This window comes from Rhodococcus aerolatus, from assembly GCF_054783215.1.
Genome location: NZ_BAAGQZ010000018.1, coordinates 49162 through 63024, shown reverse-complemented (window position 1 = coordinate 63024; position 13863 = coordinate 49162). Strand labels below are relative to the sequence as shown.

At 76.5% G+C, this 13863-nt stretch carries 13 protein-coding genes; 7 read left to right on the top strand and 6 right to left on the bottom strand.

The window, feature by feature from the left end; translation table 11 throughout:
• Positions 1-16 precede the first annotated feature (16 nt).
• Complete coding sequence (locus ACYVOF_RS07780; protein ID WP_460865319.1) at positions 17-1291, top strand: competence/damage-inducible protein A; 1275 nt, start codon at positions 17-19, stop codon at positions 1289-1291.
• On the opposite strand, the gene ACYVOF_RS07775 is transcribed toward ACYVOF_RS07780, so the two are convergent.
• From ACYVOF_RS07775 to ACYVOF_RS07765, 3 genes are read right to left on the bottom strand one after another with little or no spacing between them, the layout of a single operon-like run.
• Positions 1288-2988, bottom strand: a complete 1701-nt coding sequence (locus tag ACYVOF_RS07775; protein ID WP_460865517.1) for a sodium/solute symporter — start codon at positions 2986-2988, stop codon at positions 1288-1290. The genes ACYVOF_RS07780 and ACYVOF_RS07775 overlap by 4 nt on opposite strands.
• 37 nt (positions 2989-3025) lie before the next feature.
• Positions 3026-3388 (bottom strand): hypothetical protein, encoded by a 363-nt coding sequence (locus ACYVOF_RS07770; RefSeq protein WP_460865317.1) that lies wholly within the window; start codon positions 3386-3388, stop codon positions 3026-3028.
• A complete protein-coding gene (locus ACYVOF_RS07765) occupies positions 3385-4155 on the bottom strand; it encodes a LytR/AlgR family response regulator transcription factor (RefSeq protein ID WP_460865515.1) in 771 nt (256 codons plus the stop codon). Before ACYVOF_RS07765 ends, ACYVOF_RS07770 begins: the two co-directional genes overlap by 4 nt.
• A 282-nt stretch (positions 4156-4437) precedes the next feature.
• Between ACYVOF_RS07765 and modA the strand changes: the two genes are divergently transcribed.
• Entirely contained in the window at positions 4438-5181 is a 744-nt protein-coding gene (modA, locus tag ACYVOF_RS07760; protein ID WP_460865513.1) for a molybdate ABC transporter substrate-binding protein, read from the top strand.
• Between the two features lie 11 nt (positions 5182-5192).
• Here modA and ACYVOF_RS07755 read toward each other — a convergent pair whose 3' ends face one another.
• Entirely contained in the window at positions 5193-6035 is an 843-nt protein-coding gene (locus tag ACYVOF_RS07755) for an ESX secretion-associated protein EspG (protein ID WP_460865316.1), read from the bottom strand.
• An 83-nt stretch (positions 6036-6118) separates the two neighbouring features.
• A complete protein-coding gene (locus tag ACYVOF_RS07750; RefSeq protein ID WP_460865315.1) occupies positions 6119-7417 on the bottom strand; it encodes a GH25 family lysozyme in 1299 nt (432 codons plus the stop codon).
• Positions 7418-7616: 199 nt separating this feature from the next.
• Here ACYVOF_RS07750 and ilvD point away from each other — a divergent pair, with 199 nt between their 5' ends.
• Positions 7617-9317 carry a dihydroxy-acid dehydratase gene (gene ilvD / locus ACYVOF_RS07745; RefSeq protein WP_460865313.1) on the top strand — a complete coding sequence of 567 codons (1701 nt, stop codon included), beginning with the start codon at positions 7617-7619 and terminating at the stop codon, positions 9315-9317.
• 2 nt (positions 9318-9319) lie between these two features.
• Here the strand turns inward: ilvD and ACYVOF_RS07740 are convergent, their stop codons facing one another.
• Entirely contained in the window at positions 9320-10105 is a 786-nt protein-coding gene (locus ACYVOF_RS07740; RefSeq protein ID WP_460865312.1) for an SDR family oxidoreductase, read from the bottom strand.
• Between the two features lie 142 nt (positions 10106-10247).
• Here ACYVOF_RS07740 and ACYVOF_RS07735 point away from each other — a divergent pair, with 142 nt between their 5' ends.
• From ACYVOF_RS07735 to idi, 4 genes are read left to right on the top strand one after another with little or no spacing between them, the layout of a single operon-like run.
• Positions 10248-11378 (top strand): glycosyltransferase family 2 protein, encoded by a 1131-nt coding sequence (locus ACYVOF_RS07735; RefSeq protein ID WP_460865310.1) that lies wholly within the window; start codon positions 10248-10250, stop codon positions 11376-11378.
• Positions 11375-12520, top strand: a complete 1146-nt coding sequence (locus tag ACYVOF_RS07730; protein ID WP_460865308.1) for a cytochrome P450 — start codon at positions 11375-11377, stop codon at positions 12518-12520. Before ACYVOF_RS07735 ends, ACYVOF_RS07730 begins: the two co-directional genes overlap by 4 nt.
• Entirely contained in the window at positions 12517-13212 is a 696-nt protein-coding gene (locus ACYVOF_RS07725) for a DUF998 domain-containing protein (protein WP_460865306.1), read from the top strand. Before ACYVOF_RS07730 ends, ACYVOF_RS07725 begins: the two co-directional genes overlap by 4 nt.
• On the top strand, positions 13209-13847 hold the full coding sequence (gene idi / locus ACYVOF_RS07720) for an isopentenyl-diphosphate Delta-isomerase (protein WP_460865304.1): 639 nt from the start codon (positions 13209-13211) through the stop codon (positions 13845-13847). The genes ACYVOF_RS07725 and idi overlap by 4 nt, the downstream gene beginning before the upstream one ends.
• Positions 13848-13863 lie beyond the last annotated feature (16 nt).

Sequence of the window (13863 nt, the reverse complement as noted above, 5' to 3'; positions counted from 1 at the left end):
GCCTAGGGTCTGAGCGGTGAGTGCACGCGCGGGGATCGTCGTCACGGGCACCGAGGTGCTCACCGGTCGCGTCGCCGACCGCAACGGGCCGTGGCTGGCCGAGCAGCTGCGGCGCATCGGCGTCGACGTCAGCCACACCGTCGTCGTCGGGGACCGCCCGGCCGACCTCACCGCGGCGCTGGACTTCCTCGCCGCCACCGGGGTCGACCTGGTCATCACCTCGGGCGGGCTCGGGCCCACCGCCGACGACCTCACCGCCGCCGAGGTGGGGGCCTGGCAGGGCCGGGATTCCACCGTCGACGAGGCCCTGGCCGACCGGATCGCCGCGATCATCGCCCGGCTGGCCGCCCGCCGCGGCTGGCGGATGGACGCCGACGCCACCTCCGCGGGCACCCGCAAGCAGGCGCTGGTCCCCGACGGCGCCGAGGTGCTCGAGCCCGTCGGCACCGCGCCCGGCCTCGTCGTCCCCGACCGCGACGGCGGCACGCACCCCCCGGTGCTGGTGCTGCCCGGTCCGCCGTCGGAGCTGCAGGGCATGTGGCCGGCCGCCGTCGAGTCGGCCCTGGTCACCGCCGCGCTGGCCGACCGGGCGGAGCTGCGCCAGTCCACGCTGCGGCTGTGGGGCACCCCGGAGTCGGAGATCGCCGCGACCCTGCGCCGCCTCGAGGGCACCCTCGACGGCCTCGAGATCACCACCTGCCTGCGCGACGGCGAGCTCGAGGTGGTCACCCGCTACGGCACCGACGCCGCCGGGCGCTACGACGCGTTCGTCGACGCGGTGGCCGACGAGTTCGCCGACACCCTGTTCTCCCGGGACGGGGCCACGGTGGACGACCAGGTGGCCGAGCTGCTCTCCTCCCGCGGGCTCACCATCGCCACCGGGGAGTCCTGCACCGCGGGGCTGCTCGCCGGCCGGCTCACCGAGCGCGCCGGGTCCTCGGCCTGGGTGCGCGGCGGGGCCGTCGTCTACTCCAACGACGCCAAGCACGCGGTGCTGGGCGTGCCGACGGAGATGATCGCCGAGCACGGGGCCGTGAGCGCCGAGGTCGCCGTGGCGCTGGCCGAGGGCACCCGGAGCGTGCACGGCGCAGACGTGGGCGTCGGCATCACCGGCATCGCCGGGCCGGGTGGCGGCACCGCGGACAAGCCCGTCGGCCTGGTGCACCTGTGCGTGGCCGGGCCCGACGGCCGGATCAGCCGCGCGCCGGTCATCCCCGGCAACCGCTACGACGTCCGGCAGCGCTCGGTGACCCTGGCCCTGCAGCTGGTCCGCGAGCTGCTGTCGCGCTAGCCCCAGCGGGTGACGTCGCGGTCAGTCCCCATGCCGAGCCGCTCCGGGGCGTGCAGGAGCAGCAGCGTGCGGCCGACGTCGGCGGGCACCCGGGCGCGGGTCAGCAGGCTGACCAGCACCATCGTCGCGAAGGCCGCGGGCACGCTCAGCGCGGCCGGCTGGCCGGTGACGGCGTCGAACCACCCGCCGCGCGACACCCCGAGCACGGTCAGCGTGCTGGCCCCCACCGACAGCACACCGCCGACCAGCAACCCCGCCGCCGCGCCCACCGCGGTGAGCCCGCGCCACCAGATGCCCAGCACCAGCAGCGGGCAGAACGTCGACGCCGCCACGGCGAACGCCAGGCCCACGGTCTGGGAGACGTCGAGCGAGGCCACGGCCAGGGTCAGCCCGACGGGCACCAGCCCGGCGAGCAGCGCGGCCACCCGGAAGTCCCGCACCCGGCCGGGCAGCACGTCGGTGGACAGGACCCCGGCCACCGACACCACCAGGCCCGACGAGGTGGACAGGAACGCGGCCACGGCCCCCGCGGCGACGAGCGCGGCCAGCGACTGCGCCACCCAGCCGTCGGTCAGCGCGGCGGGCAGCAGGAGCACGACGGCGTCGGTGGTGCCGGTGACGAGCAGCTGCGGCACGGCGAGGCGGCCGAGCACCCCGAGCACGACCGGGAACAGGTAGAACACGCCGAGCAGGCCGAGGACGACGAGCACCGTCCGCCGCGCCGCCCGGCCGTCGGCGTTGGTGTAGAAGCGCACCACCACGTGCGGCAGCCCCATGGTGCCCAGGAACGTGGCCACCACCAGCGAGTACACCGCGAAGAGCGGGTGCGGCCCGCCGAGGCCGGCCCCCGGGCTCAGCCAGGCGTCGTCGGTGGCGGGAACGCCGTCCACCACGGGGACGGCCGAGCCCGCGGGCAGCACCAGCCGGGTGCCCGCCCCGAGGTCGTGGGTGCCCGCGGGGAGGGTCAGGGGCCCGCCGACGGCGCGGCCGTCCAGGGTGCCCGTCAGCACCACGGGCTCGTCGGCGCCGACCGACACGGTGACGGCGGTGCGGACGTCGACCGTGGTCTCGGTGCTCACCGTGGGCGGGGCGGGCGAGCCGACGGCGGCGCCGCTGCCGAGCACGTGCAGCCCCAGCACCAGGGCGGGCACGGCGATGGCGGTCAGCTTGAGCCAGTACTGGAATCCCTGCACGAAGGTCACCGAGCGCATCCCGCCGCTGGCCACGGCGACCACGACGACCAGCCCGACGACCACCGCCCCCACCCAGCTGGGGGCGCCGACCAGGACGCGCAGCACCAGCCCCGCGCCCTGCAGCTGCGGCACCAGGTAGAGCCACCCGATGACGACCACGACCACGGTGGACAGCCGGCGCAACCACGCTGCGCGCCAGCGGAACTCGGTGAAGTCCGGGATGGTGTAGGCCCCGGAGCGGCGCAGCGGGGCCGCGACCAGCAGCAGCAGCGCGAGGTAGCCGGCGGTGAACCCCACCGGGTACCAGAGGGCGTCGGCCCCGTACTTGACCACGAGCCCGGCCACCCCGAGGAACGACGCGGCCGAGAGGTACTCCCCGCTCACCGCGGCGGCGTTCCAGCGCGGGCCGACCGTGCGGGAGGCGACGAGGAAGTCCGACGTGGTCCGCGAGACGCGCACCCCGTAGAGGCCGGTGCCCAGCGCGACGAGGGCGACCAGCGCCATGGCGGCGAGGGTGAGCGCCGGGTTCTCGGTCACGGGGTCAGTCGTCGACGAGGTCGGCGAAGTCGGCCTCGGTGCGCTCGGCGAGCCGGGTGTGCAGCCAGCCGACCCCGACGAGCAGCGGGTGCACCGCGACGCCCAGCACCAGCCAGGGCAGGGGCACCCCGAGCAGGCGCACCTGCGCCACCGCCGGCAGCAGCGTCCACACCAGCGGCAGCGCCACGAGCAGCCCGAGCACCGGCAGGCCCAGCCGGGCGGCCAGGCCGAGCTGGCTGCGCAGCAACGAGCGCACCAGCAGGTCGCCGACCTCGGTCTGCTCCTCCACCTCCGCGCGGGTGCGCACCAGCCGTCGCGGCCCGCCGGGCTCGGCCAGCACCACCCGCACCCGCGGCGGGGTGCTCACGCCGGCCCACCCGCGGTGCGGGGCACCAGCTTCTCCCGCAGGCTGCGGCTGTGCCGCCGGCTCACGGGCAGCTCGACCGAGCCGGGCTCCCCGGGGGCGCCCAGGCGCAGCGCGTACCCGGAGCCGACCGACCGCAGCTCGGTGACCAGCCGCAGCGGCACCAGGTACGAGCGGTGGATGCGGACGAACCCGGCCGTGGCCCACCGCTCCTCGAGCTGGGAGAGCGGCACCCGCACCAGGTGGGTCTCCCCCGCGGTGTGCAGCCGGGCGTAGTCGCCGTGCGCCTCCACCCACCGCACCCGGGAGCGCGGCACCAGCCGGGTGGTCCCGGCCAGCTCGACGGGGATCACCTCGTCCTCCTCCGCGGGGGCCGGGCGGGGGGCGCGCCGCGCCACCAGCCGGTCGAGGGACTCCGCCAGGCGCTCGGGGCGCAGCGGCTTGAGCAGGTAGTCGACGGCGCCCAGGTCGTAGGCGGCCACGGCGTGGTCGTCGTGCGCGGTCACGAACACCACCGCGGGCGGGGCGGCGAAGCGGGCCAGCACCCCGGCCAGCTCGAGGCCGTCGAGGCCCGGCATGTGCACGTCGAGGAACACCGCGTCCACCGGCGGCGTCCCGGCGGCCCCCGCCGCGTCGGCGGGCTCGTCGCGCAGCAGCCGCAGCGCGGTGGTGGCGTCGGCCGCGGTGCGCACGGCGGCGACCCGGGGGTCGGCGCGCAGCAGGTAGGCCAGCTCGTCGAGCGCGGGCGGCTCGTCGTCGACGGCGAGCACGACGAGGCCCCGGGGGGTGGGGGCCGTGGGCGTCGCACCGGGCGACGGGGCGGCGGGGGGTGTGGGCGAGGACACGGTGGCGTCATCATGCCCCGCGGCCGCGGGGCTCGGGCGGTGCGAGGGCCCCTGAGCTTCCCACGCCGCCGCACGCGCGGGCTGACCGCACAGATAGTTCCGCAGGTGCGGCGCGGACGCTACGGTGCGGTGACCCCCACGCCCGACCGTCCTGGAGAGCCCGCCGTGCGCCGCACCCTGACCGTCCTGCTCGCCCCCGCCGCCGCGATGGCCCTCCTCGCGGGCTGCGGCTCGTCCGACCAGGCCGCCGCGGACGGGTCGTCCGCGTCCGCCGCGTCGACCACGCTGACCGTGTACGCCGCGGCGTCGCTCACGGCCCCGTACACCGAGCTCGGCTCCCGCTACGAGGCGGCGCACCCGGGCACCACGGTGCGGTTCACCTTCGCCGGCTCCTCGGACCTCGTCACCCAGCTGACCCAGGGCGCCCCGGGCGACGTGCTGGCCACCGCGGACACCACGACGATGGGCCGCGCCGTCGACGCCGGGGTCACCACCGGCAGCCCGCAGGTCGTCGCCACCAACACCCTCGAGATCGCCACCACCCCGGGCAACCCGCGGGGCATCACCTCGCTGGCCGACCTGGCGGAGGACGGCACGTCGGTGGTGGTGTGCGCCCCGCAGGTGCCGTGCGGCGCCGCCACCACGACGGTCGAGCGGTCCTCCGGGGTCACGCTGCGCCCGGTCAGCGAGGAGTCCTCGGTGACCGACGTGCTGACCAAGGTCACCTCGGGGCAGGCCGACGCGGGCCTGGTCTACCGCACCGACGTCGCCGGGGCGGCGGGGAAGGTCACCGGGGTGGAGTTCCCGGAGTCGGCGTCGGCGGTGAACCGCTACCCGGTGGTCGCGCTGTCGGGCTCGGCGTCGCCGGCCGCGGCGGCCGACCTCGTCGCCTTCCTCGCCGGGCCCGACGCCCGCGGGGTGCTGGCGGCGGCCGGGTTCGGCGCGCCCTGACGACGCGCGGCTCAGCGCTGCAGCGGGGCGCCGACCACGGCGTCGGACACCCGGGCGACCGCCCGGCGCAGCGCGGCGGTGAGCGCGGCGCCGACCTCCTGGCAGCCGGCCGGGGCGGCGCCGACCTCCGCGGCGCCGACGGTGACGAGGTAGCGGCCGTCGCCCGCGCGGTCGTGCCAGCGCAGCACGAGCTCGCGGTGCGGCGGGGCCCCGTCGGGGTGGACGGTGACGGCGAGCTGGCCGCCCCCGGCCCGGGCCCCGCCGAGCAGGTCGGCCAGCTCGGCGCGCCGGGTGTCCCCGGCCGACCGGTGCACGTCGGCGGGGCCGTCCGCGTCGGACCCCGGGGCGGTGACCGCCACCGTCGTCGCGCGACGGGCACCGGGCGGTGCGGCGGGCAGCGACGCAGCCAGCTCCGGCCCCAGCCGGTCCGGGTCGACCTCGCGCAGCAGCACCTCCCCACCCGTGCGGGAGTCGGGCCCCGGGAGCTGCAGGGCCAGCACGCCGGGCGCACCCGCGCGCCCGGGGCCGGCCGCGGCGACGACCCGGACGAGGTCGGCCGGGCCGCCGGGGAACCAGCCGAGCGCGTCCACGCTGCGCCGCGGGGCCAGCAAGGTGCCCAGCGCCCGCCGCAGGCCGGGCTCGGGTCGGCCCTCGGCGTCGAGCAGGCCGCGCACCCGCAGGCCCCGCTCGACCGCGACCGCGGCGCGGGCGTCGACCCGCGGGACGGCGAGCGGGAACGGGGCCCGGCCGACGCCCGCCCGGCGGGTCGCCAGCCCCAGCTCGGCCGCGGTCAGCCGCCAGGCCCGGGGCACGGGCGGCGCGTCGGGGGTGCGCAGCGGGGTCAGGACGTCCACGCCCCCTCGGACGCACCGCTGCCCCCACCGGTTCCGGTGGGGGCAGCGGCGTGGAAGCAGGGGGTCGGCCGGACGGGCCGGTCCTACTCGTCGGTGAAGGAGACGACCCCGGTCGTGGAGTTGTAGCGCAGCACCTTGCCGGCGAGCGGCAGCTCGCGGCCCTGCGGCGCCACGGTGGGGTCGTCGGTGGGCACGCTGACGCGGTCCAGCGCCCCGGTGGCCGAGCCCCACAGCGTGGTCGCCATTGACTGCAGCTGGCTGGTGCCGAAGCTCGGCGACCAGTAGACGAAGCCGCGCTCGAAGAAGCTCACCCTGCCGCCGTCGACGGCGGGCAGCTCGTCGGTGGTGGGAAGACCCAGCCAGGACGCGGGGCCGTCGGCGCCGTCGTAGGCGTCGGAGATCTTGCCCTGCACGGCGTGCGCCCCGGTCGCGGGCGACCAGTAGATGGTGCCGTTGTCGAAGTCCTGGGCCTTGCCGCCCTCGACGTCGTACTCGCCGCCGTCGACGTCGCCCATGACGGACCCCTTGCCGCCCAGGGTCTCCCACTTGGTGAGGATGGCCGAGCCGGTGGGGCTCGTGACGGGCAGCGGCGCGCCGGGGACGACCGGGCTGGGCAGCGACGGCTGCGCCACGTCGGACGGTGCGCCCCCCGCGGCCAGCGAGGTCAGCGCGGCCTCGTCGCCGTTGAAGGAGTTGCGGTCCACCGCCGCCGGGATGCCGTCGATGCGGCCGGAGTCCGTGTACTGCCAGAACGTCCACGTGGGCCAGCCGCCGACGAGCGGGGTGCGGGGGGCGTCACCGCCGTTGTAGTCGGCGATCCACAGCGGGTACTGGGTGAAGGCCGTGCTGTTGCCCATCTGGTTCTCCCAGAACGACGGGTAGGTGTAGATGATCGGGGTTCGGCCGGTGAGGGTCTGCACCCGCTGCAGGAAGGTGCGCGTCCAGTCCTGCAGGGCGGCGGGGCCGAGGCCGTCGGTGCTCTCGAGGTCGAGCACGGGCGGCAGGTCGCCCGGGGAGTTCATCGGGCCCGCGGTCTGGACGAAGAAGTCGGCCTGCGCCGTCGGCGAGATGCCCGGCTTGGCGTAGTGGTAGCTCGCGCGCACCATCCCGGCGGCCCGGATGGACTGCCAGTCGCTGGAGAAGTACGGGTTCACGTAGCCCGTGCCCTCGGTCGACTTCACGAGCGCGAAGCTCTGGCCGGCGGCCTTGACGCGGGTCCAGTCGATGCTGGCCCCGCCCGGGTGCTGGTAGGACGCGACGTCCGGCCCGCCCGGGTTGGCGGCGACGGCGAGCCCCGCCCCGGTGACGAGCAGCAGCGCGGTGGTGGCAACGGCGAGAGCCCCGCGCCGGGGACGGCGGGAGCGACGGAGCAGGAGCGGCATGGCAGCGAGACTAAAGTGACTCCTGTGACTCGAGGTACCTCAGGGGCCACATTTTCGGGATTTGCGGCGTGTCGCATCGGGGCGCGCCGAGGGTGACGGTGTATTACACCGCTGTCATTCGAGGTCAGCGGGCTGCGGGGCGCTCGCGGGACGCCACCGCGCGGCCCCCCGCGGCGGGCGCGGTCGTAGGCTCGTGCGCGTGACCGAGCAGACCCCCAGCGCGCCCCGTCAGCACCGCAAGCCGCACTCCGGCACCGTCACCGACGGGGTGGAGCGCGCCGCCGCCCGCGGCATGCTCCGCGCGGTCGGCATGGGCGACGACGACTGGCGCAAGCCGCAGATCGGCGTGGCCTCGTCGTGGAACGAGATCACCCCCTGCAACCTGTCGCTGGACCGCCTGGCCAAGCAGGCCAAGGTGGGCGTGCACGCCGCCGACGGCTACCCGCTGGAGTTCGGCACCATCTCCGTCTCCGACGGCATCTCCATGGGCCACGACGGCATGCACTGGTCGCTGGTCAGCCGCGAGGTCATCGCCGACTCGGTGGAGACAGTGTTCCGCGCCGAGCAGCTCGACGGCGGGGTCCTGCTGGCCGGCTGCGACAAGTCCCTGCCCGGGATGATGATGGCCGCCGCCCGCCTCGACGTGGCCGCGGTGTTCCTCTACGCCGGCTCCACTCTGCCGGGCAAGATCGGCGACCGCACCGTCACCATCATCGACGCCTTCGAGGCCGTCGGGGCGTGCCTGGCCGGGCGCATCACCCGCGACGAGGTCACCGAGATCGAGCGCGCCATCTGCCCGGGCGAGGGCGCCTGCGGCGGCATGTACACCGCCAACACCATGGCCTCCGCCGCCGAGGCCCTGGGCCTCTCGCTGCCCGGCTCGGCCGCCCCGCCGGCCCCGGACCGCCGCCGCGACGCCTTCGCCGAGCAGTCCGGGCAGGCCGTCGTCGCCCTCGTCGACGCCGGGATCACCGCGCGGGACATCCTGACCAAGCAGGCCTTCGAGAACGCCATCACCGTGGTCATGGCCCTGGGCGGCTCGACCAACGCGGTGCTGCACCTGCTGGCCATCGCCCACGAGGCGCAGGTCGACCTGACCCTGGACGACTTCAACCGCATCGGTGACAAGGTCCCCCACCTGGCCGACGTCAAGCCGTTCGGGCAGTACGTCATGACCGACGTGGACCAGATCGGCGGCGTGCCCGTCGTGATGAAGGCGCTGCTCGACGCGGGCCTGCTGCACGGCGACGCGCTGACCGTCACCGGGAAGACCGTGGCGGAGAACCTGGCCGACATCGCCCCGCCCGACCCGGACGGCAAGATCATCCACGCGATGACCGACCCCATCCACCCCACCGGCGGCATCGCGGTGCTGCACGGCTCGCTCGCCCCCGAGGGCGCGGTGGTCAAGTCCGCCGGCTTCGACGCCGAGGTGTGGGAGGGCCCCGCGCGGGTCTTCGAGCGCGAGCAGCACGCCATGGACGCGATCGCCGCGGGCACGCTGAAGCCGAAGGACGTGATCATCATCCGCTACGAGGGCCCCAAGGGCGGCCCGGGGATGCGGGAGATGCTGGCCGTCACCGGTGCCATCAAGGGCGCCGGGCTGGGCAAGGACGTGCTGCTGCTGACCGACGGCCGGTTCTCCGGCGGCACGACGGGGCTGTGCATCGGCCACGTCGCCCCCGAGGCCACCGTCGGCGGGCCCATCGCCTTCGTCCGCGACGGCGACCTGGTGCGCCTGGACATGACGGCCAAGACCCTCGACCTCGTCGTGGACTCCGACGAGCTGGCCGCGCGGCGCGACGGCTGGGAGCCGCTCACCCCGAAGTTCACCACCGGGGTGCTCGGCAAGTTCGCCAAGCTCGTCGGCTCGGCCGCCAAGGGTGCCGTCAGCGGGTAGCGCTACCGCACCGTCGAGATCCCCCCGTCCACGGGGATGACCGCGCCGGTGAGGTAGGCGCCCGCGCGGGAGGCCAGGAACACCGCCGTGCCGGCCATGTCGTCGGGACGGCCGATCCGGCCCATCGGGGTGTGGGCGGCGATCGCGTCGCCGTGCTCGGCCAGGGTCGCGGCCATCATCTTCGACTCGAACGGGCCCGGGGCGATCGCGTTGACCGTGACCTTCCGCGCCGCCAGCTCCCCGGCCAGCACCCGCGTGAGGTGGTGCAGCCCGGCCTTGGACGACGAGTACGAGTACGTCGGCATGCCGGGCACGCGCAGCCCGTCGATGGAGCCGATGTTGATCACGCGGGCCGGGTCGTCGTGGCTCGCGTCGGCCTCGAGCAGCCCGAGCAGGGCGCGGGTGGTGAAGAACGGTGCCTTGAGGTTGAGGTCGAGCACCTTGTCCCACGCCGAGGCCGGGAACTCCGCCAGCGGCGCACCCCAGGTGGCACCGGCGTTGTTGACCAGCACGTGCACCCGGTCGGTCAGCCCGCCCACGGCCTCGGCCAGCCGGACGCACTCCGCCTCGGTCGACAGGTCCGCCGGCACGGCGTGCACCCGGGAGGTGTCCCCGTCCACCTCGGCCAGCAGCTCGTCCCTCGCCGCCTCGCAGGCGTCGGCCTTGCGGGAGGACACGGCCACGGTGGCCCCGGCCTGCAGCAGGCCCCGGGCGATCATCAGGCCGATGCCGCGGGTGCCCCCGGTGACGACGGCGAAGCGGCCGGACAGGTCGAACAGGGTGCTCACGGGTACCTCCGGGGGCGCGCGGGTGGGACCGCCCACCCTAGGGAGGTGTGCGCCCAGCGCGGGTGCGGCGGGCCTCGTAGGCTGGCCGGGTACGTCCGACCCTGACCGCGCCGTCGGTGACCGACGACCCGCAGGAGACACCGTGACCCGAGGACCCGCCCCGCGGACGGGGCGTGCCGCGGGGGTGCTGCGGCGGGCCGTGCTCGGGTTCTGGCTGCTCAAGCTGGGTGTGCTGGTCCACAACCTCCGCGCGTTCCCCGTGCTGCGCACCGCCCCCGGTGCGGCCCCGGCCCGCCGCGGCCGGGTGTCGCTGCTGGTGCCGGTGCGCGACGAGACCGACCGGATCGCCGACACCCTGGGTTCCATCGCGGCCCAGGACGTCGACGAGCTGCTGCTGCTCGACGACTGCTCGACCGACGGCACCGCGGCGGCCGCCCGGGCACTGCTCGCCGGGCACCCCCACGCCCGCGTCATCGAGGGCGACCCCCAGCCGGGCGGCTGGGTCGGCAAGAGCTGGGCCTGCCACCAGCTCGCCGCCGCCGCGAGCGGGGGCCGGCTGGTGTTCGTCGACGTCGACGTCGCGCTGGCCCCCGGTGCGGTCACCGCGGCGCTGGCCGAGGCCGACCGGCAGGGCGCGGACGTGTTCTCCGTGTTCCCCCGTCAGGTGGTCGGGAGCCTCGGCGAGGCCGTGCTGGTGCCCTTCCTCGACGAGGTGCTGCTGACGGGGCTGCCGTTCGCGCTGCTGGGGCTCGACGAGCCCGCCGCGGTGCGCCACGCCGCCGCGGCCAACGGCTCGCTGGTGGTCTGCGACCGGGACGCCTACGCCCGCCTCGGCGGCCACGAGTCGGTGCGCCACGAGATCATCGAGGACGTCCCGCTGGCCCGGCGCACCCGGGCGCTGGGGATGCGGCTGGGCCTCGCGCTGGGCGGGGACCTGGTGTCCACCCGGATGTACCCCGGCTACCGCGCGGCCGTGACGGGCCTGGCCCGCGGGATGGTCGGGGTCGCGCTGGGCTCGCGCACCGGCCTCGTCGTCGGGCTCGGCTGGCACCTGGTGGCGCAGTCGGCGCCCCTGGTGCTCGCCGCGCGCGACCGCCGCTGGGCGCTGCCCGCGCTGCTCTCGGTGCTGTGCCGCGGGCTCGTCGCGCACCGCACCCGCCCCGGCCGGGAGTGGGAGGGGCTGCTCGGCCCGCTCGCCCCGCTGGCCGCCACCCCCGTCGTCGTCGGGGCGCTGCGCCCGGGCCGCACCTGGCGCGGACGGGCCCTGCCGTGAGCACGCCCGCCGCCACCCTGCCCGCCCCCCGGGAGCAGCGGCCCGTCGGGCACCTGGGCCGCTGGGGCACCGACCCGCTGGCCCTGCTGGAGGAGGGCGCGACGCTGGGACCGGCGTTCTCGCTGCGGCTCTGGCGCCGGGCCGTCGTCGGGTACTCCCCGGAGTGGAACCGCGGCGTGCTCGGCGACCTGGACACGTTCCGCAGCCACGGCTCCATGTCCGCGCTCTCGCCGTACCTCGGCGCGGGCGTCGTCCACACCGACGCCCCCGAGCACAAGGGTCGTCGTCGCGCGCTGAACCCCCCGTTCGCCCGGCGGTCGCTGGCCCCGGTGGGTCCCGTCGTCGCCGACGTCGTCGCCCGGGCGCTGCCCACGGGCGCGTTCGACGCGAGCGAGTGGTCCTCCCGGGTGGTGCGTCGCGTGCTGTCGGCCACCCTGTGCGCGGGCACCGTCCCCGACGACCTGCTCGACGCGTTCCTCACCCCGCTCGACGCCCCGCTGCCGGTCCCGTTCCTGCCGCGACCCAGGCTGTTCCGCCGGGTGGAGGCCGCTCTTGCCCACGCCGTCGAGGTCGCCCCCGAGGGCACCCTGGCCGCCGCGTTCCGCGGGCTCGCCGAGGCGGGCTTCCCCGGCGGGGTGACCGAGCTGCGGGTGGCGCTGGCCGCCGGGTACGACACCACCGCCCACACCCTCGCGCTGCTGCTGTGGCACGTGGCCCGCGAGCCGCGGCTGCTCGACCCCGCCCTGCACCGCGCCACGGTCGACGAGGTGCTGCGGCTCTACCCGGCCGGCTGGCTGGGCAGCCGCAGCACCGCCCACGACACCTGCGTCGCCGGGGTGGACCTGCCCCGCGGCACCCTCGTGCTCTACAGCCCGTACCTGACCCACCGCGACCCCGGGCTGTGGAAGGACCCGCTGGTGTTCCGCCCGGAGCGGTTCGCCGACCCGGTGCCGTCCTGGGGGCACATCCCCTTCGCCGCCGGGGAGCGGACCTGCCTGGGCCGCAGCTACGCCCGCGCCGTGCTCACCGGGGTGCTCGAGGGCCTGGCCGGGGTGCGGCTGCGCGCGCTCGACGACCAGCCCCGGCTGCGGGCCGGCATCACCCTGGCCCCCGACGGCCCGGTGCCGCTGGAGGTCTGGTGACGACGGCGCGGCTCGGGGCCGCGGCGGCCGTCGTGGCCGCCCTGGCCTGGAGCGTGTTCCTGCTCGACGTCGTCACCGGGCCGCCCGGCTTCACCACCTACGGGTTCGTCAGCGAGCTGGAGTCGTCGAGCTCACCGGGGGCCGGGCTGTTCCGCACCGGGGACCTCGTGGCCGGGCTGGCGCTGCTGGTCCTCGCGGCCGTGCTGGCGCGGGGGAGGACGGGCCTGCGGCGGGAGGTCGTCGCGGCCGGGCTCGTCGGCCTCACCGGGGTCAGCGCCCTGCTCGACGCGGCCCACGGGATGAGCTGCGCCGGTGCGGCCCCGGGGCGCTGCGCCGCCGACGTCGACACCGTCGGGGCGATGCTCGGGGCGCTGGTCGACGTCCACACCGCGTCCGCGGTGCTCGCGTTCCTCGGCACCGGCCTGGGCCCGGTGCTGCTCGGCTCCGCGGTCGGCCGGGCCGGCCGGCCCGGCTGGGGGTGGGCGAGCATCACCTGCGGCGTCGTCGTCGCGGGGTGCGGGCTGCTCGACGTCGCCGCGCTGCTGGCCGGGGCCGACGTGGGGGTGCTCGAGCGGGTCCGTACGGTCGTGACCTCGGTGTGGCTGCTCGGCGTGGCGGCCCTGCTGCTGCTCGACCGGGCACCGGTGCACGAGGTGCGGGCGACCGCGGGACGAGGAGGGGTGCGCACGTGACGACGACCGGGCCGGACGAGCTGGTGGTGCTGGTCGACGAGGACGGGACCGCGCTGGGGACCACCCCGAAGGCGACCGTGCACCACCGCGACACCCCGCTGCACCTCGCGTTCTCCTGCTACGTGGTCGACTCGCGCGGCCGGGTGCTGGTGACGCGGCGGGCGTCGGTGAAGCAGACGTGGCCCGGGGTGCGCACCAACACCTGCTGCGGGCACCCCGCGCCCGACGAACCGCTGCCCGAGGCGGTCCGCCGCCGGCTGCGCGACGAGCTCGGCCTCGCCGTCGGCCCGGTCGAGCTGGTGCTGCCCCGCTTCCGCTACCGCGCGGTGATGGCCGACGGCACGGTGGAGAACGAGCTGTGCCCGGTGTACCGCACGGTGCTCGACGAGCCGGGCGCCCCCGGTGACGACGACGGTGCCGGTGCCGCCGACCGGGCGCGGGTCGGCGACCCGAACCCGGCCGAGGTCGACGACGTGTGGTGGGAGACCTGGTCGGAGTTCACCGCCGAGGTGGCCTCGGACCCGTTGTCCCCGTGGGCCGCCGACCAGGTGGCGGCGCTGGCCCCGCTGGGCCCGGACCCGCTGGCGTGGCCGCTGGGCGACCCGGAGCAGCTGCCCCCCGCCGCCCTGCCCTGACGGGTCGTCCGGTCGG